The organism is Thalassospira sp. ABL2_045 (assembly GCF_056161285.1).
In genome coordinates, this window is sequence record NZ_JBSWYV010000011.1 from 34,536 (window position 1) to 54,818 (window position 20,283).

Annotated in this window: 19 protein-coding genes; 6 read left to right on the forward strand and 13 right to left on the reverse strand. The window is 54.8% G+C overall.

Going from position 1 to position 20,283, the window contains the following annotated elements; genetic code table 11:
- Positions 1 to 95: 95 nt before the first annotated feature.
- Complete coding sequence (gene aat / locus ACXAIA_RS15295; RefSeq protein WP_475345585.1) at positions 96 to 761, forward strand: leucyl/phenylalanyl-tRNA--protein transferase; 666 nt, start codon at positions 96 to 98, stop codon at positions 759 to 761.
- A gap of 51 nt (positions 762 to 812) precedes the next feature.
- On the forward strand, positions 813 to 1,295 hold the full coding sequence (locus ACXAIA_RS15300) for an N-acetyltransferase family protein (RefSeq protein ID WP_475350088.1): 483 nt from the start codon (positions 813 to 815) through the stop codon (positions 1,293 to 1,295).
- Between the two features lie 80 nt (positions 1,296 to 1,375).
- Here ACXAIA_RS15300 and serA read toward each other — a convergent pair whose 3' ends face one another.
- Entirely contained in the window at positions 1,376 to 2,617 is a 1,242-nt protein-coding gene (gene serA, locus ACXAIA_RS15305) for a phosphoglycerate dehydrogenase (RefSeq protein ID WP_475350089.1), read from the reverse strand.
- A 243-nt stretch (positions 2,618 to 2,860) separates the two neighbouring features.
- Here serA and ACXAIA_RS15310 point away from each other — a divergent pair, with 243 nt between their 5' ends.
- Positions 2,861 to 4,027 (forward strand): GNAT family N-acetyltransferase, encoded by a 1,167-nt coding sequence (locus ACXAIA_RS15310; protein ID WP_475350090.1) that lies wholly within the window; start codon positions 2,861 to 2,863, stop codon positions 4,025 to 4,027.
- Between the two features lie 71 nt (positions 4,028 to 4,098).
- Here ACXAIA_RS15310 and ACXAIA_RS15315 read toward each other — a convergent pair whose 3' ends face one another.
- The 6 genes from ACXAIA_RS15315 to ACXAIA_RS15340 all read right to left on the reverse strand — a co-directional run bounded on the left by ACXAIA_RS15315 (position 4,099) and on the right by ACXAIA_RS15340 (position 11,418).
- Positions 4,099 to 5,781: a methyl-accepting chemotaxis protein gene (locus ACXAIA_RS15315; RefSeq protein ID WP_475350091.1), complete on the reverse strand. Its 1,683-nt coding sequence runs from the start codon at positions 5,779 to 5,781 to the stop codon at positions 4,099 to 4,101.
- A gap of 11 nt (positions 5,782 to 5,792) precedes the next feature.
- Positions 5,793 to 6,410: a hypothetical protein gene (locus tag ACXAIA_RS15320; RefSeq protein WP_475350092.1), complete on the reverse strand. Its 618-nt coding sequence runs from the start codon at positions 6,408 to 6,410 to the stop codon at positions 5,793 to 5,795.
- Positions 6,411 to 6,963: 553 nt separating this feature from the next.
- Positions 6,964 to 7,509, reverse strand: a complete 546-nt coding sequence (locus ACXAIA_RS15325; protein ID WP_475350093.1) for a hypothetical protein — start codon at positions 7,507 to 7,509, stop codon at positions 6,964 to 6,966.
- A gap of 106 nt (positions 7,510 to 7,615) precedes the next feature.
- Positions 7,616 to 9,934 (reverse strand): ATP-dependent Clp protease ATP-binding subunit ClpA, encoded by a 2,319-nt coding sequence (gene clpA / locus ACXAIA_RS15330; RefSeq protein ID WP_475350094.1) that lies wholly within the window; start codon positions 9,932 to 9,934, stop codon positions 7,616 to 7,618.
- Between the two features lie 3 nt (positions 9,935 to 9,937).
- Complete coding sequence (gene clpS, locus ACXAIA_RS15335) at positions 9,938 to 10,264, reverse strand: ATP-dependent Clp protease adapter ClpS (protein WP_008890601.1); 327 nt, start codon at positions 10,262 to 10,264, stop codon at positions 9,938 to 9,940.
- Positions 10,265 to 10,587: 323 nt separating this feature from the next.
- Complete coding sequence (locus tag ACXAIA_RS15340) at positions 10,588 to 11,418, reverse strand: phasin family protein (protein ID WP_475350095.1); 831 nt, start codon at positions 11,416 to 11,418, stop codon at positions 10,588 to 10,590.
- Between ACXAIA_RS15340 and ACXAIA_RS15345 the strand changes: the two genes are divergently transcribed.
- Together ACXAIA_RS15345 and ACXAIA_RS15350 are read left to right on the forward strand one after the other, a co-directional pair.
- Positions 11,411 to 11,704 (forward strand): hypothetical protein, encoded by a 294-nt coding sequence (locus ACXAIA_RS15345; RefSeq protein ID WP_475350096.1) that lies wholly within the window; start codon positions 11,411 to 11,413, stop codon positions 11,702 to 11,704. The genes ACXAIA_RS15340 and ACXAIA_RS15345 overlap by 8 nt on opposite strands.
- Positions 11,705 to 11,722: 18 nt before the next feature.
- On the forward strand, positions 11,723 to 11,998 hold the full coding sequence (locus ACXAIA_RS15350) for a hypothetical protein (protein WP_475350097.1): 276 nt from the start codon (positions 11,723 to 11,725) through the stop codon (positions 11,996 to 11,998).
- A gap of 267 nt (positions 11,999 to 12,265) precedes the next feature.
- Here ACXAIA_RS15350 and ACXAIA_RS15355 read toward each other — a convergent pair whose 3' ends face one another.
- Positions 12,266 to 13,015, reverse strand: coding sequence for a hypothetical protein (locus ACXAIA_RS15355; RefSeq protein ID WP_475350098.1), 750 nt, complete (start codon positions 13,013 to 13,015; stop codon positions 12,266 to 12,268).
- Positions 13,016 to 13,229: 214 nt separating this feature from the next.
- On the opposite strand from ACXAIA_RS15355, the gene ACXAIA_RS15360 reads away from it, so the two are divergent.
- Positions 13,230 to 14,498: a serine hydrolase gene (locus ACXAIA_RS15360; RefSeq protein WP_475345574.1), complete on the forward strand. Its 1,269-nt coding sequence runs from the start codon at positions 13,230 to 13,232 to the stop codon at positions 14,496 to 14,498.
- Positions 14,499 to 14,846: 348 nt separating this feature from the next.
- On the opposite strand, the gene pgmG is transcribed toward ACXAIA_RS15360, so the two are convergent.
- From pgmG to ACXAIA_RS15385, 5 genes are all read right to left on the reverse strand, one after another.
- Positions 14,847 to 16,262, reverse strand: a complete 1,416-nt coding sequence (gene pgmG, locus ACXAIA_RS15365) for a phosphoglucomutase/phosphomannomutase PgmG (protein ID WP_475350099.1) — start codon at positions 16,260 to 16,262, stop codon at positions 14,847 to 14,849.
- A gap of 8 nt (positions 16,263 to 16,270) precedes the next feature.
- Positions 16,271 to 17,587 carry a UDP-glucose dehydrogenase family protein gene (locus ACXAIA_RS15370; protein WP_475350100.1) on the reverse strand — a complete coding sequence of 439 codons (1,317 nt, stop codon included), beginning with the start codon at positions 17,585 to 17,587 and terminating at the stop codon, positions 16,271 to 16,273.
- A gap of 80 nt (positions 17,588 to 17,667) precedes the next feature.
- Entirely contained in the window at positions 17,668 to 18,555 is an 888-nt protein-coding gene (gene galU / locus ACXAIA_RS15375) for a UTP--glucose-1-phosphate uridylyltransferase GalU (RefSeq protein ID WP_475350101.1), read from the reverse strand.
- A gap of 113 nt (positions 18,556 to 18,668) precedes the next feature.
- Positions 18,669 to 19,496: a DnaJ domain-containing protein gene (locus ACXAIA_RS15380; protein WP_475350102.1), complete on the reverse strand. Its 828-nt coding sequence runs from the start codon at positions 19,494 to 19,496 to the stop codon at positions 18,669 to 18,671.
- Complete coding sequence (locus ACXAIA_RS15385) at positions 19,496 to 20,218, reverse strand: VWA domain-containing protein (protein WP_475350103.1); 723 nt, start codon at positions 20,216 to 20,218, stop codon at positions 19,496 to 19,498. The genes ACXAIA_RS15380 and ACXAIA_RS15385 overlap by 1 nt, the downstream gene beginning before the upstream one ends.
- Positions 20,219 to 20,283 lie beyond the last annotated feature (65 nt).

Sequence of the window (20,283 nt, forward strand, 5' to 3'; positions counted from 1 at the left end):
GACTGGGTGAAGTGTTGACCTTGTCGGAGCCCATAGCGTTCCTAATATGTAAATTGTCACCAGAAAACAGGACCGAAGCAATTATCACTGCGATCATGTCAAACCAGCTGACCCCTGATCTTTTGATCCGAGCCTATTCCGTCGGCCTGTTCCCCATGGCCGAAAGCCACGATGATCCGACCCTGTACTGGATTGATCCGGAATGGCGCGGCATCTTGCCGCTTGATGGGTTTCATGTCCCGCGCAGCCTGCGCAAGGCTGTGCGCAAGGGCACCTATAAAATCCATGTCGACCGGGCCTTTCCCGATGTCATTCGCGCCTGTGCAGAACCCACCGACACCCGCGATGACACCTGGATTAACGAAAACATCCTTGATGCCTATTGCGCGCTTCACAAGATGGGCTGTGCCCATTCGATCGAGGCCTGGAAAGACGGCGAACTGGTTGGGGGGCTGTATGGTGTTAGCCTCGGCAAGGCGTTCTTTGGTGAAAGCATGTTTTCGCGCGCAACAAACGCGTCCAAGGTGGCCCTGGTCTATCTGGTCGCACTGATGCGTCAGGGCGGCTACAGCCTGCTTGATACGCAGTTTGTCAACGATCACCTCAAACAGTTCGGGGTCGAGGAAATCCCGCGCGAGCGATATCGCAACGAACTGGCCAAGGCGCTGACAGGACGCGCCAACCTTCCGTTTGAGGTCGAGCCGGAAATCCTTGAAGAAACGCTGACAGGCGGCGATAGTGAGGCACATCCGCGATCCTGAATTCTGCTGTCGCGATTGCCACCACCCCTACGACACCAAGACGAGTTCCACATGAACATTCGCCCCGCCACCGAACAAGACATTTCCGCCATTGTTGATATCGTCGCCCCGATCCTTAGGGCCGGCGACACCTATGCCATCGATAGCGACATGACCGACGACGACGTCATTGGCTATTGGATGGGCAAGGACAAGGTCACCCTAGTGGCCGAGGAAGACAGCAAGGTGGTCGGCACCTATTATATCCGCCAAAATCAGGGCGGCGGCGGATCGCACGTTTGTAATTGTGGCTATATGACATCCCCCGCGGCCAGTGGCCGGGGCATTGCACGGCGCATGTGCGAAGACTCACTGCTGCGCGCCAAGGTGCTGGGCTATCGCGCCATGCAGTTCAATTTCGTGATCGCCAGCAACGCCGCCGCTGTTCACCTGTGGCCGAAGCTTGGTTTTGAGATTGTTGGGCGCCTGCCCGGTGCGTTCATGCACCCGACATTGGGCGAAACCGATGCACTGGTTATGTATCGCAAGCTTTAGGGCAGCCAGAACCGACAACAAAAAGGGCGGGCACCGTTTTGGCACCCGCCCTTTTGTTTATTCAAAACTATCTGTTCGGATCAGAACAGGAAGCGGACACGAAGCGTGCCTTCAATGCCTGACAGCTCCTTACGAACGCCCTCGCCCGGTTTGATTTCCTTGTCGACTTCGACAACCACATAACCAACGCCACCTTCGGAACGCAGGTACTGGCCGCTGATGTTGATACCACGACGGGCGAACACGTCGTTGATCTTAAGCAGCACGCCCGGAACGTTGCGGTGAATGTGCATGAAGCGGGTATGGGTGCGGTCCTTGACCGGAAGCGAGACTTCCGGGAAGTTCACAGCCCCAAGGGTCGAACCGTTATCGGAATAGGTGATCAGTTTGTCTGCCACCTCGATCCCGATGTTTTCCTGTGCTTCCTGTGTCGATCCGCCAATGTGCGGGGTCAGGATCACGTTGCTCATGCCGCGCAGCGGGCTTTCGAACTGTTCGTCCTTGCCTGCCGGCTCAACCGGGAACACATCAAGTGCCGCACCAGCCAGATGACCGCTTTCAAGCGCCGCTGCCAGATCTTCAATCACGATGACATTGCCACGCGCGGCATTGATCAGGTGCGCGCCCTTTTTCATCTTGGCGATTTCGGCACCGGTGATCATGTTCTTGGTCTGCTCATTGGCCGGAACATGCAGGGTGACGACATCGGACTTTTCAAGCAGTTCATCCATCGACGAACAGGAATTGGCATTCCCCATGGCCAGCTTGTTGACCACGTCGAAGTAAATCACATTCATGCCAAGCGATTCCGCCAGCACCGACAGCTGCGAACCGATATGGCCATAACCGATGATACCCAGCGTCTTGCCACGCGCCTCGTAGGAGCCATGGGCGTTTTTCAGCCAGCCACCGTCATGGGCGGCGGCATTGCGCTTGGGAATACCACGCAGCAGCATGATGATCTGACCCAGCACCAGTTCAGCAACCGAACGGGTATTGGAATACGGTGCGTTGAACACCGGAATGCCGCGCATGGCCGCAGCCTGCAGGTCAACCTGGTTGGTGCCGATGCAGAAACAGCCGATCGAGGTCAGCTTGGATGCGGCATCAATGACTTCTTCGGTGAGTTTGGTACGGGAACGAATGCCCAAAAAGTGCGCTTCGGAGACAACGGACTTCAGTTCGTCCGCGTCGAGCGCAGCAGGGTAATGGTCGACATTTGAGTAGCCGGCCTCTTTGAACATCTTTACAGCGTTTTCATGGATTCCTTCGAGCAGGACAACCTTGATCTTGTCCTTCTCCAACGAAAGTTTGCTGTTCACGGCGCACCATCCTTTTCTTCGCGAGGGCGACACGGGAAAATCCCCGAGCCGTTTTTCAAACCGTTTGAAACGGCCTGTGGCACAATGAAATAGGACTTCGCGGCACGTCCGTCAAAGGCTTTCCCTTGCGTAAATGTGCATTGCGCCTATCTTCTGAACGCATATACCGGCTAATGCGTATGAAAATCAGGCCCCTTCAACGGGCCTTTATCACCTTTGGGGACCCGCTTCGGGGAACTTGCTTTGCCTGTCGAAATCAGAACCGTCACCGATATCCATCAAATCGGACAACAGAACTGGGACAACTGTGCGGGGGATGATAACCCGTTTGTCAGTTTTGCCTTTCTTTCAGCCATGGAAGACAGCGGTTCGACCACGGCCGAAACCGGCTGGCAGCCCTTTCATCTGGTGGCCGAGGATGAAACAGGCTCTGTGATCGGCATTGTGCCGCTTTATGTCAAAGCCCATTCATACGGCGAATATGTTTTCGACTGGGCATGGGCAGAGGCCTATGAACGCGCTGGCGGGCGCTATTACCCGAAACTGCAATCAGCCGTGCCGTTTTCCCCAGTCCCTGGCCCGAGGCTGCTTGTTGCCAAGGATCACCCAGATCCTGACAGTGTTCGTGGCGCTCTTATCAATGGCATGACGATCCTGCCAGAAAAGCTTGGCATGGCGACATTGCATGTCACGTTCTGTAGCGGCGATGAAAGCAGGCAGATGCAGCAGGCTGGTTTTTTACCGCGCACCGGCATGCAGTACCATTGGCTCAACCGTGATTATCAGAATTTCGATGATTTTCTCGGCGCGCTTAATTCGCGCAAACGCAAAAACCTGCGCAAGGAACGCAAACAGGTTCTTGAAGCCGGGTACAGTTTTGAAGCACTGCGCGGAGATGATCTGAAGCCCCATCATTGGGACCGGTTTTATCATTTCTATCGCGATACATCGGACCGCAAATGGGGTCAGGCCTATTTAACGCGCGAATTCTTTGACCTGCTTCATGAACGCATGAGCGACCGTACGGTTCTGGTCTGCGCCTTCAATGACGGCGAAATGGTGACCGGTGCGCTTAACATGATCGGGTCGGAAACGCTTTATGGCCGCAACTGGGGCACGATTGATCGCACGCCGCTTCTGCATTTCGAGACCTGTTATTATCAGGCGATTGATATCGCCATTGAACATGGCCTGAAAACAGTCGAGGCCGGGGCACAGGGCGAACACAAGATTCAGCGCGGCTACGAGCCGGTGATTACACATTCCGCCCACCTGATTGCGGATCCGGGCCTTAAGCGCGCTGTTGCGCAGTTTCTGGCACAGGAACGCGATCATATTGATCAGGATCGCGATTTTATCCTGTCGGAACACAGCCCCTATCGCCAGGACCAACCCACCCCGAAAAGCTGACCCAAACACAAGACAAAAAGAAAAGGCGCAGGGATTTCCCCCGCGCCTTTTTTATCAAGATATCTGATGCGTCAGACGGTACGAACGTCATCCAGGAAGCCATTAACATGGCTGCGCAACTCGTCATTGGCGGCAGCCAGTCGACCGACGCTATCAAGCTGGCCGTTCGACAGATCGCCACTTTCCGTCGTTGCATCCGCGACGTTTTTCACAGCATTGGTGATGGCAACGTTACCGTTGGCCGCTCCTTCGACACTGCGTGAGATTTCCTCGGTTGCTGCACCCTGCTCTTCGACGGCACTGGCAACAACCGACATCAGCTCGTCGATCTTGGTGATGGTGTCGGCAAAGCCACGCACGGCCTCAGCGGCAGCACCGGTTTCGCCTTGCATCTCGGCGATTTTGGCCGTGATCTGCTCGGTTGCCTTAACCGTCTGGGAAGCAAGATTTTTGACCTCACCAGCAACGACCGCAAAGCCTTTGCCTGCTTCACCGGCACGGGCCGATTCAATTGTCGCGTTCAGTGCCAACAGGTTGGTCTGATCGGCGATGTCACTGATCAGATTGACAACCTCGCCAACGCTTTGCGCGGCATCATTGAGTTTCTCGACACGTTCGTTGGTCCGTTCGGTTTCGCCAACCGCGACCTGCGTGATTTCGGTCACGCGGGCAATCTGCGACGAGATTTCCGAGATCGAGGCCGACAACTGTGCGGTTGCAGACGCGACCGTTTCGATGTTGGTCGAGGACTCTTGGGCCTGTTCGGCCACATCCTGTGCGTCCTGGTTGGCGCGCTGCGCGTGCGAAGTCAGTGTCTCGGAGGCCGAACGCACGTCATCAAGTGCTGCATTCACTGCCGTCAACACATCCTGGATTTTCTCATCGAAGCCCTTGGTAAGGCTTCCCATACGCTGGCTGCGTTCAACCTGACGCTGGGCTTCGACTTTTTCCTGTTCGGCCATGCGGGCACGTTCACGGGCGTTTTCGCGGAAGACTTCAAGCGATTTCGCCATCGCACCAACTTCATCGGCACGCTTCATATCAAGCGTTTCGATATCAAGGTTCCCGGCCGCAAGGTTGCCCATCGCTTCGGTCATCTTGCGGATCGGCGTTGCGATCATGCGTGACAATGTTCCGCCAAACAGCACCGCCATCGCGATCAACAGGATAACACCAACCCCCAGGGTAATCTGGAAGATGGTCATCGCCTGTTCGACTTCGGCCTCAACATCAAGCACCAGTTGATCGATATTTTTAGCAAGATCACCGGCAATCATGGTGACCTGATCGGCCAGTTCGCGCGGCTCACCGGATGCTTCAATCGCACGGGCATGGTTGACCGTCAGATAATGATGCATCAGCTCTGCCTGCTGGAGCGCGATTTCTTCCCAGCGATCAATTGCGCCGTCCATGTCTTCGATCAATGTCGCGACCTCTGGGTTGATCACTTCATAAGACTTCAGCACGTCGGTCCGGATATCGATTTCTTCAAGCGCGGTTTCATAACCGGCCAAACCGGCACGATCCCCCGTGGTCAGGAAGTAAATCAGTTCCTGACGGGCCATCAGATAAGCCCGATCAAGATCACGGTAGTCCCGCTCGAACTCGGAAAGGTACTCGCGCTGTTCATTCGCACTGTTGACCTTCATGGTTGCAAAGATACCAGCACCGGCGACCATCAGGATCACGGCGATCATGATCGCAAAGCAGGTCATCAATTTTGACGGGATAGAGAGGTTTTCAAAAAATTTCATCACTTTTTCCCCTACAGACCGCGTCGACGCGCGAGTTCGTTGAGATTGACCTCAATGGTCACAGCACCGATCGGCTGACGGTCCGCGTCGCTCATTGTCATGTTGAGCTGCGTGCGCCAAGAGTCCGAACCCTCATTGTATTCGGCCTCGTCAATAAACACGGCGTCCGCCCCATTCGGATAGGTATTCTGGAACTTTGCCTCATCCCCCTGCCAGAAGTCCGACGTGATGGAACTTTGACCGACATTGAGGCCCACCGAGTCCATCACGAAAATCTCGGCAAACAATCCGCCGGAACGTGCCTGGATCTGGGTAAGATAACTCGACAGCGGGTTGGTCAGGATTGCAGCGACCAGTGGCTGGTCTTCAGCTTCGCGCTCTGCGCGCCATTGCTGGTCTGCCGCATCAATCTCATCCTGCGTCATGTTCGTACGCAGCTTGTTTTGCGATGTGATCGACAGTGCCACAACCGGATTAGCAAGCCACTCGCGGATATCGCGGATCACTTCATCAGTAATGAGCACGTTGGGATCTCCCGGCAACTCTGCCTTGGCAAACGCGACATGCGGCACAGCAAGCACTGCTGCTGTCAGCATCCCGGCCAAAGCCACACAACACTTGGATTTCATTCGTTTTACTCCCCTAGTCTATGCCGACGGCGTGAGTTGACTATCTATTCGTATAGCGCCTTATACAAAGGATATAATTCGAATACAACCTTTTTTAGAATCCAAGGAAAAGTGGAGCCGCATGAGAGGAGCTTCCACATTTTCCATATGTGGATTGCGCGCCCTAAAACAACAGTGCGATCAGCAGAAGTTGGGGAAACGGGAAACCCGAAATTCAGGCAAGAAAAAAGCGGCGGTATAAAACCGCCGCTGAGTTTGGTTGGGACACGAGCAAACTGCAGAAGATTACGTTGTTCCAGGCGCGAGACGCGCCCCTGCAAAGAACAACTGTCCACCCTGACCTAAGCAGGAAGCGTGCCAACTTTATAAATCCCCGGAAACCCGACGTTTTTGGGGATATCGGACACGCTCTTTGGCGAACACAGAAATATTACCCCATAATCTTTGCATTTCAAAATGCAAAGATTGCAAATTGCAAAAATCAATCTTTGCAATTTGCAAATAACTACTTCTAATTTAGAACATTTCGTTATTTTCACGCAACTTAATGCGCCTAGCTGCTGCGCTTTTTCTTTTTCTTGCTAGCACCGAGATTCAGCAAGGCTGGCGCCTTTTCGATGATTTCTTCGAGGATGTCTTTGGCCGTATCGAGATCTTCCTTGGCGGAGTCGTCAAGCTGACGGATATAGCGCGGGTCAGAAATCATGCGTTCTGCCTCATAGAGGGTACGCAACTCGCTCTGAAACATCTCACGGGCGCCAAGCGGCAGGTTTTCCTTGGCACTCATGATAAAGAAGAACTTTAGACTGGTTTTGATCACAATACGCAGCATCAAGACCTGCAGCTTGTGAAACTGCTCTTCGAGTTCTTCTTTCTTGGGATGACTTTCGAGCTTGTTCATCCGCTCCATAATTACCAGCGACAACGCCTTGAAGTTGTCAACTTCCTCACGGAACGGGCGGTAACCGGTCACATCGGACTTGTCGGCATTCTTTTCGAGCACTTCGGCAAGCGCAATCAGCTTGCGCGCACGCAATTCCAGCCGGGAGAGAAACTCCTCGACCTCGTTTCTGTATTTTCGTTGTGCTGCTTGGCTCATAACATTCTGGCATTCTTGAAATGACGGTGCCCGGAAACTGGGTCTCCGGGCACCAATCTATACTGCCAATCATTAACAACAACCTGAGAACAGCAAAAGGCTTCTGTTAGCCCGCCATCTCGGGATCTTTTTTCTGTTGTTTTTCGCCGTTGTCATCTTCCGGATAGCGGAAAATGACCGCGTCGTCTTCAATATCGACCAGCACAGCACCACCTTTGGACAGCTTGCCAAACAGCAACTCTTCAGCGAGCGGCTTTTTGACATGCTCCTGAATAACGCGGCCCAACGGACGCGCCCCAAAGGCCACATCGTAACCGCGTTCGGCCATCCAGCTCCGGGCCGCTTCGGTGAGCTCGATCGAAACGTTACGATCCGCCAACTGCGCTTCAAGCTGCAAGATGAACTTGTCGACGACCATTTTGACGACTTCCGGCTTCAGGTTGGCGAACGGAATGACCGCATCCAGACGGTTGCGGAATTCCGGCGTGAAGGTGCGTTTGATTGCCTCTTCATCTTCGCCGGTGCGCATTTCGCGCTTGAAGCCGATTGGCGGCTTGGCCATATCCGACGCGCCAGCATTGGTCGTCATCACCAGCACGACATTGCGGAAATCGACCGTCTTGCCGTTATTGTCGGTCAGCTTGCCGTGATCCATGACCTGTAGAAGAATATTGAACAGGTCCGGATGGGCCTTTTCAATTTCATCGAGCAGCACAACTGCGTGCGGGTGCTGATCAACAGCATCGGTCAGCAGACCACCCTGATCAAACCCGACATAGCCCGGCGGCGCACCAATCAGACGTGAAACACTGTGGCGTTCCATATATTCGGACATGTCAAATCGGATGAACTCGATCCCCATGACGGTTGCCAGTTGCTTGGTCACCTCGGTCTTACCAACACCGGTCGGGCCCGAGAACAGGTAACTGCCAATCGGTTTTTCAGGTTCACGCAAACCTGCCCGGGCAAGCTTGATCGCACTTGAAAGCGCCTCGATCGCGCCATCCTGACCAAACACAACCGTTTTAAGATCGCGCTCAAGATTGGCGAGCGCCTTGCGGTCGTCGGTCGAAACCGATTTTGGTGGGATGCGGGCAATCTTGGCGACGATTTCCTCGACATCACGCTTGCCAACAGTCCGCTTGCGCTTGCTTGGTGCGATCAGCATGCGGGATGCACCGACCTCGTCAATCACGTCAATCGCACTGTCAGGCCGCTTGCGGTCACTGATGTAACGCGACGCCAACTCAACAGCGGAGCGCAACGCTTCGTTGGTGTATTTGACCTGGTGATGCTCCTCGTAATAGGGCTTGAGCCCCTTGAGGATCTTGACGGTATCGGCTTCGGACGGTTCCTCGACATCGATTTTCTGGAAACGACGGACAAGGGCGCGGTCCTTTTCAAAGTGACCCCGGAATTCCTTATAGGTCGTCGACCCGATGCACCGAAGCGATCCGCTTGCCAGTGCCGGCTTGAGCAGGTTCGAGGCATCCATGGCCCCACCCGACGTGGCACCCGCACCGATCACGGTGTGGATTTCGTCAATGAACAGAACAGCCCCCTCATACTCTTCGAGTTCCTTGACGACCGCCTTCAGGCGTTCTTCGAAATCGCCGCGATAGCGCGTGCCGGCCAGAAGTGCGCCCATATCAAGCGCAAAGATCGTGGCATTTTCCAGCACCTCAGGCACGTCACCATCATTGATCCGGCGCGCAAGACCTTCGGCGATGGCGGTTTTACCAACGCCCGGATCCCCGACGTAAAGCGGGTTATTCTTGGTCCGGCGGCACAGCACCTGAATGGTACGGTCAATTTCGCTTTGACGTCCGATCAGCGGATCGATCTTGCCGCTCTGGGCTTTGACATTGAGGTTCACACAATAGGCCTTGAGCGCCTCGCCCTCGGCCGGGCCGCTTTCTTCGCCTTCTGGCGACATGCCCGAGACCGGTTCTTCATCGGCACCACGCGGGATGCGACGTTCATTCATCTCGGATGCCTTGGCAATACCATGTGAAATGTAGTTCACCGCATCCAGACGCGTCATATCCTGCAGCTGCAGGTAATAGACAGCATGCGACTCCCGCTCCGAGAACAGGGCAACAAGGACATTGGCGCCTGTAACTTCTTCGCGTCCGGATGATTGCACGTGGATGGCGGCGCGTTGGATAACGCGCTGGAAACCGGCGGTCGGCTTGGGATCGACCAAACGCGCACTGATCAGGCCGGAAAGTTCGCTATCGGCGAATTCCAGCAAGTCAGACCGCAGACGATCAATATCGACCCGGCAGGCTTTAAGAACCGCCAGGGCATCCTGATCTTCTGTCAATGACAGCAAAAGATGTTCAAGAGTGGCATATTCGTGCCGACGCTCCGACGCATATGCGAGCGCACGGTGCAGGCTTTCCTCAAGATTGCGCGATAGCATATGTCACTCCTTCTCTAAGGTACACTGCAGCGGATGCTGATTCTGGCGGGCCAGGTCCATGACCTGGTTAACTTTGGTTTCTGCGATTTCGTAGGTAAAGACACCGCACACCCCTACACCCTTGCGGTGTACCTGAAGCATGATCTCGGTGGCTTCTTCACGTCCCTTTTCAAAAAACCGTTCCAGTACGTGAACGACGAACTCCATGGGTGTGTAGTCGTCATTCAGCAACAGCACCTTGTACATGGACGGCTTTTTCGTCTTGGGCCGTGTCTTTGTTACGATCCCCGTGTTCGGCAGATCAGTGCCGTCATTATCCTGTTCAGTCATCTTCTACTTACCGGAACCCTTATTTCCTGCATGAACTCCATGATAGGTCATTGCCAAACTCTTTCAAAGTCCGCTAGGCGGTGATCACTACGAATTTATTGTGCATCCGTGTTTCGTTTGTTGTCCATCTTCGATTCATTTAGGCCGCGAATAACGCACTGCAAGATCAGCCGACAAACTTCCTTGTGATTGTCGCCAAGGTTGTGCGGAATTTTCACCAGAACCGAAAAACGCAAAGAAAAGGCGGACATGACTGATTGCCATGTCCGCCCGGAAATTCGGATTATCAGGATGGTTGCGATCCAACCTCGGGATTCCCGCCATCACTTCATCGCGACATTTGTTGCCTTGCTGATTGCTTCCAGTCCGTCCGAAAGCGCGCCAAACATAATTTCCTGCATTTTCTCGCCTTCAGCGACGCTGTTGGCATAGCAGCGATTGATAATGCGGGTATGGAGTTCCTGAAGATCGGCAAGGCTTTCGACCTTCGTCAATTCATCAAGATCATCCTGGGAAGCTTCGAACTCCTTCTGCATCCGGCTGGAAAGCTCGGTGCCAATGCCACCGGTCTTTTCAAACATCGCCATGGTGGCCTGCCAGACTTCCTCGAAGCTTTTCTTTTGCGTATCAAGCAGCTCTTCATACTGGGCCGCAACCCGCGACCCGGCACCAGAAAATACATCTGCCTGACCGGTCATTGTTTCAAAGATTTTGCCAAATGCTTCATTGGCGGCAGAAAAACTGTCTTCGAACGCATCGTTGCCCGCAGCAACCATTGCCTCGACTTCGGGCGTTTTCCACAGCTCGAAATAGGGTTCCATCGCCGTTCCATCCATAAACAGTGCGCCAAAGCCGAAAACATCAGGCTGCTTTGGCTCTGCCTTTGGCTTGGCAGCGATCGGCTTGGGTGCTTCTGCCGGCTTGGTCGGCGCTGGCGAAGTGGTTGGCTTCGCGGGGGCTACGGCCTTCGGCGCAGCCGGTTTTGCCGCCGGCTTGGCTGGCGTTACAGCCTTTGGTGCCGGGGCAGATTTTGATGCCTCGCTTGCCGGAGCTGCAGCAGCCTTTTTCGGAGCTGCCTTGGCAGTGGTGGTCTTTTTCGGGGCGGAAGATGCGGCCGATTTGCTGGTTGCCGCGGATTTGGGTTTCGTGCTCACGGTACTGGCCTTTTCACTTTTGGTGGACGATACGGGCGCTGTCGATTTGGCTGCTTTGGGCTTTGCAGCTGCAGCCGGTCGCGCGGCCCCTGTTTTTGCAACGGGAGATTTTCCCTGTTTCGGCGCAGGAGAAGACGACGGAATCTCCGAGGCAGCTTCTGTGCCCGAGGACGAGACTTCGCTTTGCGCCTTTTCAGAAGGAACCGCTTCTTTGGCTTTGGCGGCTTTCGCCTTGGTGGCTGAAGTTGTCTCAGCTGGCGCTGAATTAGTCACCTTCGCCACTTGAGCGGCAGGCGCTGAGCTCTTGGCCGCAGCACCCTCAGCTGTTTTTGCAGCTGCTTTGGTCGAGGTGTCGGTGTCAGCGGGCTTTGACGCCGCCACCGTTACATCCGCGACGGATGCCTTTTGGGCCGCAGCCTCAATTTCCGATGAGGTCATAACCCTGCGCTTCACAGGGGCCGCCTCGGAAACCGAAGGCACAGATGCAGGTGCAGATTTGGATGACGACGTGGTAACCGGCTTCTTTGCGGTTTTCCCGGACGTTTTCTTCCTGGAAACAGCCATTGCCTCAACCTCCTGATCGCCGGGACATCATCCCGGATCAATGTTGCATTGCAACATAACCCTAGATGGAAAACCCCCACTTCGTCAAGCACAGTTTAGTGACACTTCCAGCACAAACCAGGGAATCTGACGGACCAAAAACGCCGGAATACCGAGGCAAATTATAAAACATCAGTTTGATCAAGGCACTAGCCGACACCCTTGCTGCGTTGCAGCAAATTCTATTTTAACTGATGCCCTACAAACATGGCACTCCGACGCTCGCTTACAGGCCTAAAGCCACTTAACGCAGCATGTTTCCACGCACGGTACGGTAGAAATCACGAGAGTCGTTATTCTGAACGTAGTGCAACTGCGCCGCCCCCTGGGAACGCGCATTTTCAGCAGCCGGCGGCTCAGGCAGCTCTCGCTCAATCGACGACAAACTTGCCAACACATCCGGGAATTCAAGCGCACGCATATCATCGACACCAGACGCCCAAGCGCCGAGCGTGATGCCGCCAGACGAACATCCAATCGCGACCCAGTAATAGTCGTCAGAATACAGACGCAGGCCATCGCGGCTTTGCGTTCCGAAACCCTCGGCCTGCAAAGCATCGGTGACGGCGAGATAGGATTCGCGATCTATCCGGTCGACAGCTTCTTCGCCGCCGAACGCACCAAGCGGCGCATTGAGCTCAACATTGATGTCCTTGACCTCCAGCGGGCCAAAGACGCGGGTGGTCAGGTTGAATTCCTCAAACCCCGGATACGGGTCGAGCTCAAAGACGCGGATTTCCTTATAGTAGTCGGCATTATAAATAATGCGAATTTGCCCCTCGGCATCACCGGCCGAACAGGCCTGACGAAGGTCGTCGGCATTCAGATACGAGAACCAGGACCCCTTGCGCACGATCGGATTGCTGACATCACTGGTCTGGGTAAATGTGCACCCGGCAAGCCCCGCGACAAGCAACGCAGCCACGCTTGTACGGGCCCAACGGCCATTGATTTTGCGTGCAGTGGTGTGAACTGGAACCCTTTTTTCGGACATTCGATCCTCGATTTTTTGCCAATCTGGAGATATAAAAGGTACTTTCGCGTATAAAAATGGCCATCTCAAGGCCCGAATGACGACTGTCTAAAATTGATGCTCTTAAACATTTGTTTAAGGCTGGGATGCGACATTGAGCTTATTTAGTTCTTGGGGAAACCTGAAAGCCGAGCCCGATAAAATGCGTTTAATGACCCTTGCCGGGCCAAATGCAATGGCCAAAGCTCAGTCAGTGACACGCTCGCGTTGTGTGCGTGGGCTTGTCTCTGTGCTTTTGTGTCTGGTCGCAATCATCTCAGTCACCGTTCTTTCGCCGTCCGCTGCACAGGCGCGGACCTACACGGCGATGATCATCGATGGCGACACTGGCGAAACCTTGCATGAATACCGTCCGGATCACAAAGTCTATCCGGCCTCGCTGACAAAGATCATGACCCTTTACATGGTCTTTGATGCGCTCGAGCACGGTAAAGTTTCGCTTTCGACTCGCATGAAGGTTTCCAAACGCGCCTGGGGCCAGGCACCGTCCAAACTTGGGCTGAAGGCGGGTGAAACCATTTCGGTCAAGGACGCCATTCTGGCGCTTGTCACCAAATCCGCCAACGATATCGCTGTTGTTGTTGCCGAACATCTTGGCGGCACGGAAATCAAATTTGCCCAGATGATGACGTCTGAGGCGCGCCGCCTTGGCATGTCGCGCACGACCTTCCGGAATGCTTCGGGCCTGCCCAACCGTGGTCAGATGACCACCGCACGCGACATGATCAAACTGGCCGTGGCGCTCCGCAAGAATTACGGCAGCTATTACCATTACTTTGCGACCCAGAAATTCCGTTTTGGCAACCGCACCTATGGCAACCACAACAATCTTCTGGCGTCCTATTACGGTACCGACGGGATCAAGACCGGCTATATCAATGCATCAGGCTTTAACCTTGTGGCGTCGGTCAATCGCAATGGCAAACGCCTGATTGGTGTTGTGTTTGGGGGGCGCACCGCGCGCACCCGTGACGCCCAGATGAAGAAGCTTCTTGATCAGGCCTATGTCAAACTGACCAAGGAAGGCGAAATCGTCGTTCCACGTCCGCGCATCAGCCCGGAAGACAAGATCCTGCCAGCCGACGCGCAGCTTCTGATCGCCAAACGCAAAACCATGCGCGAAGCCGAACAGCCGGGCCGTGTTGACACCCAGACGGTTGTAACCCGCCTGAAGCCCGAAACCGATACCGGCTGGGGCATTCAGGTTGGCGCCTTTAGCGACCAGCGCCGCGCCCAGGAAGCCGTTCTTGCAGCAGCACGTACCGCGCCGGACGTCCTGCGCCTGACCCGTGCCGCGGTCGAGCAGCAAACCAGTGGCACCGGCATTGTTTATCGCGCCCGTCTGCTGGGCTTTGATGGCGAGAACGAAGCACGTGCAGCCTGTGCCGCACTGAAACGTGAAAACGTCGCCTGCATCCCGGTTAACTCAGGCGACGCTGGCTAGAGCAGTTTCCGTTTAGATTGAAACGTTTTGCCGGAGGCATTCTTCTGTCCTGCAAGGAAAGGACCTCCGTGCGTAACGGTGCTACGGGCAAGATCCTTGACGCTGCGGGGCAGAAGAATGTCCCGGCCCGAAGGGTTCGGTTTGGCGATGTTTTGCGGCGTTACACCGCTTGAACGATGCATCGCATCGCCCTTGCGCGCTGTGCCTTGCCAAACAATTCGCCAAACACGAACAAAACGCTTCAATCTAAACGGAAACTGCTCTAACGACAGAAAACACCAAAGACACAACAATGCCCGTCAGAGTATCTGACGGGCATTTTTATTGTTTATTGCGCAATGGGCGAGATTAGTGACCGCCACCAAGGGCAAAGAAGTCATCCGAAGACAGACCGCTTTTAACCAGCTGCGCGGTCACCTGCCCCTTCAGTCGCTCCAGACCGGCGTCATCGGTGGCCTCGCAACGGGCCACGATGGCAGGCTGGGTGTTTGACGCACGCAGCAACCACCAGCCATCTTCGGTGCTGACACGGACACCATCAATACCGCTGACTTCCGCACCGGCTTCCGCCAGACGCGCGCGGACCTCCTCAATCAGGGCGAACTTGCGATCATCCGGGCAGTCGATGCGGGTTTCCGGCGTATTGACGGCAACCGGCATGGCTTCGCGCCATTCAGCAAGACTTTTGCCACTTTGTACCAGAATGCGATAGAGGCGCACGGCAGCATAGGTTGCGTCGTCATAACCGTAATAACGTTCGGCAAAGAAGATATGACCGCTCATTTCACCGGCGATCGGTGCTTTTTCCTCGATCATTTTGGTCTTGATCAGGGAGTGACCGGTTTTCCACATGATGGCCTTGCCACCGATCCGGTTGACCTCGTCAAACAGGGTCTGGCTGGCTTTCACATCGGCAATGATCGCGGCCCCCGGCTGACGCTCCAGAACATCAGCGGCATAGATCTGAAGCAGCTGATCCCCCCAAAGCACATTGCCCTTGCCATCAATCACACCAATCCGGTCACCGTCACCGTCAAAGGCAACACCCCAGTCGGCATTGTGCTTGGAAACTGCGGCCTTCAGGTCAACCAGATTGGCTTCAACCGTTGGGTCCGGGTGGTGGTTTGGGAAATTGCCATCAATGTCATCAAACAGCAGATGATGCGTACCCGGCAGCTTTGCCGTCAGCTCGCGCACAACATCCCCGGCAGAACCATTGCCGCAATCCCAGACAATCGTCATCGGGTTTGGCACATCACAATCAAGTTCTGCCAGAAGGCGTTCGACAAAGCGATCTTCGATCTCGATATCGGATGCACTCCCCTGCCCGGTTTCAAAATCACCGGCAGCGGCGATTGTCCCAAGCTCCTGAATGGCGTCACCAAACACGGACTTGCCAGCATTGAGCATCTTGAAGCCGTTATAGTTTGACGGGTTATGCGACCCCGTCACCATTATGCCGGCATCGGTTTTTTCATCATAGACGGTGAAGTAAAGCATCGGGGTCGGACCACGACCGATGCGCACCACGTCACACCCGGTCGAAAGAATGCCCTCAGCCAATGCAGCCGCCAGCTCTGGTGAGCTCAGACGGCCATCGCGGCCCAACGCAACGCGCTTGCCACCGGATCGGCGCACCATGGTGCCAAATGCCTTGCCGAGCGCATTGGCGTCAGCTGCGTGAAGAGTTTCTCCGACAACGCCACGCACGTCATATTCGCGCAAAACAGAGCTATCAAACTTGTGTCCGGCGGTATTCGTCATGATTTGGATTAGCCTCCGATAGATGCACGACCGACACAGGAATAGCTGAAACCGTTTTCAGCCATCTCGGACGGGTCATAAACGTTACGCAGATCAACTACGATCGGGTGTTTGAGCGCGTCCTTGATGCGATCAAGGTCCATACCGCGGAATTCGTTCCACTCGGTCAGGACAACCATCGCATCAGCGCCCTCGATCGTCTCATAGGCGTTCTCGCAATAGGAAATGCCCTCCAGAAGCTTTTTGGCTTCTTCCATGGCTTCGGGATCATAGCCCTTCACGGTCGCCCCTGCTGCGATCAGGGCGGGGACGATATCAAGGCTTGGTGCATCGCGCATGTCATCGGTGTTCGGCTTGAAGGCCAGACCAAGAATGCCAATGGTTTTACCCGCAACCGATCCGCCACAGGCCGATATGACCCGATCTGCCATTGCCTTTTTACGCTTGGCATTGACGTCCACCACCGTCTCGATGATGCGAAGCGGGCTGTCATATTCCTGTGCAGTACGCACCAATGCCAGCGTATCTTTCGGGAAACAGGATCCGCCATAGCCCGGGCCGGGATGCAGGAATTTCTTGCCAATACGCCCATCAAGGCCGATGCCGCGTGCAACGTCATGCACATCCGCCCCGACTTTCTCGCAAAGATCGGCAATTTCGTTAATGAAGGTAATCTTTGCGGCCAGGAAGGTGTTGGCCGCGTATTTGATCATTTCCGAGGTTTCACGGGTGGTGAAGACAATTGGGGTTTCGATCAGATAAAGCGGACGATACAAGTCCGACATCACTTCGCGCGCCCGTTCATCACTGGTGCCGATCACGACGCGATCCGGGCGCATAAAATCGCCGATGGCGGAGCCTTCACGCAGAAATTCCGGGTTCGAGACCACCGCAAATTCCGCATCCGGGCGTTTTTCACGAATGATGCGTTCGACTTCGCGGCCCGTACCGACCGGTACGGTCGATTTGGTGACAATAACCGTGAAACCGTCCATGGCTTCGGCGATTTCCTCGGCCGCGGCATAGACGTAGCTCAGATCGGCATGGCCATCACCGCGACGGGTCGGGGTCCCGACTGCAATAAAGACCGCGTCGGCGTCCTTGACCCCTTCCTTGAGGCTGGTTGTAAAGGTCAGACGACCCGCCTTGACGTTATTTTCGACCAGAACATCCAGACCCGGCTCGTAGATTGGCATGATACCGTCTTCAAGACGGGCGATTTTTTCCACATCCTTGTCGACACAAACAACGTCCGTACCGAACTCGGAAAAACAGGCACCGGAAACAAGCCCAACATATCCGGTCCCGATCATAGCTACGCGCATGGAGGTTCTATCCTGGTAAGTAGATCCCGACCGAAACAGATCATTTGGCTATTTCGGTCGGTCATTGTTGACATAAGTGGTTATTGCGCTGCTTCGCCTTCGGCGAATTCGTGAATGAGCTGACGGACATCGTCACGCATATCTTCACGGGCAAGGGCAAATGACATGGTGGCTTTCAGGAAGCCGATCTTATTACCGCAGTCGAAACGACGGCCTTCAAAGTTGTACCCATAGAACGGCACTTGCCCGATCATGGCCGCCAGTGCGTCGGTCAGCTGAATTTCATTGCCAGCGCCGCGTGGAATGTTTTCAAGCACCTCGAAGATGCCCGGATCAAGGATATAGCGCCCGATGGCCGACAAGGTCGACGGCGCTTCTTCCGGTTTCGGTTTTTCAACCATGCCGCATGCGCTGACAAGGCGCCCATTGGTGCCTTCAATCTCCAGAACACCATAACGGTGAACTTCTTCGCGCGGCACATCCATCACGGCAACCATGTTGCCCCCAGTGCGGCCATAACTATCAACCATCTGCTTCATGCAGGGGGTTTTGGACTGGATAAGATCATCGGCCAACAGCACGACAAACGGCTCGTCGCCAACAAGCGACTTAGCACACAGAACAGCATGCCCAAGGCCCAGCGGATTGCCCTGACGGGTATAGGTGACGCGACCGTGTTCCGGGATCATTTCAAGCGCCTTGGAAAGCGCATCTTCCTTGCCGCGTTCTTTCAGGATTGCTTCAAGTTCGGCAGAACGGTCAAAGTGGTCCTCAATCGCGGTTTTGCCGCGACCGGTGACAAAAATGAATTCTTCAATTCCTGCGGCAATGGCTTCTTCGACAGCGTATTGAATAAGCGGTTTGTCAACGACCGGCAGCATTTCTTTGGGCATCGCCTTGGTGGCTGGCAAAAAGCGGGTTCCCATACCTGCGACCGGAAAAACTGCCTTCTTGATTCTTTTTGACATTCAATACTTTCCTTTTTCAACCGCCGCACGCCAGTCCGTATCGGAATTGCCTGCATATATGCTTCTGCCACATTTCCAGAACACGGATCAAGCAAGCGCACGCATTATTAACGCTAATCTTTACATAGCCGTAACAAAAGGCTTCGCGCGGCATTGATCTTTGACGCCAGATAATCCGATCCACCATGATCGGGATGAACCGCCTTGATCTGCTTTTTATAGGCCCGGTTGATCTCGTCACGGGTGGCATTTTCACCCACACCAAGGATATTCCGGGCCTCGTCAGCCGTCATGCCAGATGCACTTGTACTCCTTTCGCCATCTCGGCCTTGCTCGTGATAGTTGCGGTCGTTTCCTCCGTTTTGTGCTCTGTCTTCGCCGTGATCACCCTGGCGCCAGCTTTGCCATCCCGCACAATCAGGACGACGGTCAAGATAGGCTTCCAGAACCGCCCGGCTTTGATCGGTTGCACTGCAACAGTCAACATAAAGCGACTGCAAGTCGTCAAGTCCCAAGCTGTCAAGATCGGCCCCGGCATAGGGACCGCTGACAACACCACCGCGCATTTGGCCGCTTTCGAGATCAAGCACCATATGGAGAAATTCCGTACGAATTTCCGAACTTGATCCCGCCCCGGCCGTGCGGTTGCCAAAACTTCCCGGCTGCGCGCGCTTTTGCGACGCGGCAAAGATCCTGCGAAAAATCGGCCACAGGAATCCAAGCTTCATCACCCGGATCAGAAACGGCACGGCGGCCACCAAGGCAGCCCCCATTGCGGCGATCTTGCCCGTGAGCAACAACCAACCGGCAAGCATGATCAACACCAAGATGATCAGAAATAAGACAATTTTGCGGATTTCTTTGGGCTCTGCCTCGGTCATCCAGCGGATGAAGAAACCAACGCCAACAAAGAGCGCGATGCCAATCAGAAACCACTGCATCAACGCGGCTTTCGCAATTGGTGACCAAGTCTGAGAACTTCCTCAGATCCGGTTTTCTGCTGATAGATCGAAAGCCCCGACTGCCCGCCAACGGCATAACTTGCCACGGCACCCAACAAATCACGGAGCTTGCCTGCCGCACTGGCGTCAAACTGCATGAAGGCACCACCGGTTATCCTGGCAATCTCACCAAAGGCAAAGGCAGCGTCCCTGTCATGACCCTCCTGAAACATGAATGCCTTAACTCCCTTGAGCGCCAGTTTCCCGGCGATCGGGGCCAGATGATCCGGGTTTTCTTCAATGCAGTCGCCAACATAAATCAATGCATCGATCTTTTTATCCCCGGTTTCGCGTTCAACATGGGCCAAAACCCGTTCGATCTGCGTATGTCCGGCCCGGCAGGTAACCTTGGTGATATAATCGCGAAAGGACTTGGCATTTCGACACCAGCCGCTTGATTTGCATTCCGAAAGCCCTCGGAAAAACACAAGCTGCACATCAAGCGCGCCAACGCCGTCCACCGCCTCAAACATCTCTGCCTGAATTTCAGCGGCACGGTCCCAGCTCGGCTGACGACTGGCCGTTGCATCCATGGCAAAAATCAAACGCCCCTGAGCCGGCCCGGAGGACGGCGCTTTAACCGCAAGTTCACGGGCCTTGCCAAGGAAGTCTGCCACTTCCTCCGCCCCGGATGTCTCAGAAATGATGTCTTTGCGCGTCAAAGGGACCTGCCTGCTTTATATTCCGGTTGGACAATTTCGTGTCCCACAAGATATAGGCCGGAAGC

Bases quoted from the DNA above. Each gene is read 5' to 3' on its own strand.
- ACXAIA_RS15320 (WP_475350092.1), bottom strand. From the start codon at position 6,410: ATGAAATCCAAGTGTTGTGTGGCTTTGGCCGGGATGCTGACAGCAGCA.
- pgmG (WP_475350099.1), bottom strand. From the start codon at position 16,262: ATGACGAATACCGCCGGACACAAGTTTGATAGCTCTGTTTTGCGCGAA.
- ACXAIA_RS15380 (WP_475350102.1), bottom strand. From the start codon at position 19,496: ATGCAGTGGTTTCTGATTGGCATCGCGCTCTTTGTTGGCGTTGGTTTC.
- clpS (WP_008890601.1), bottom strand. From the start codon at position 10,264: ATGACTGAACAGGATAATGACGGCACTGATCTGCCGAACACGGGGATC.
- ACXAIA_RS15370 (WP_475350100.1), bottom strand. From the start codon at position 17,587: ATGCGCGTAGCTATGATCGGGACCGGATATGTTGGGCTTGTTTCCGGT.
- aat (WP_475345585.1), top strand. From the start codon at position 96: ATGTCAAACCAGCTGACCCCTGATCTTTTGATCCGAGCCTATTCCGTC.
- ACXAIA_RS15325 (WP_475350093.1), bottom strand. From the start codon at position 7,509: ATGAGCCAAGCAGCACAACGAAAATACAGAAACGAGGTCGAGGAGTTT.
- clpA (WP_475350094.1), bottom strand. From the start codon at position 9,934: ATGCTATCGCGCAATCTTGAGGAAAGCCTGCACCGTGCGCTCGCATAT.
- ACXAIA_RS15300 (WP_475350088.1), top strand. From the start codon at position 813: ATGAACATTCGCCCCGCCACCGAACAAGACATTTCCGCCATTGTTGAT.
- ACXAIA_RS15315 (WP_475350091.1), bottom strand. From the start codon at position 5,781: ATGAAATTTTTTGAAAACCTCTCTATCCCGTCAAAATTGATGACCTGC.
- galU (WP_475350101.1), bottom strand. From the start codon at position 18,555: ATGTCAAAAAGAATCAAGAAGGCAGTTTTTCCGGTCGCAGGTATGGGA.
- ACXAIA_RS15360 (WP_475345574.1), top strand. From the start codon at position 13,230: ATGGCCAAAGCTCAGTCAGTGACACGCTCGCGTTGTGTGCGTGGGCTT.
- ACXAIA_RS15355 (WP_475350098.1), bottom strand. From the start codon at position 13,015: ATGTCCGAAAAAAGGGTTCCAGTTCACACCACTGCACGCAAAATCAAT.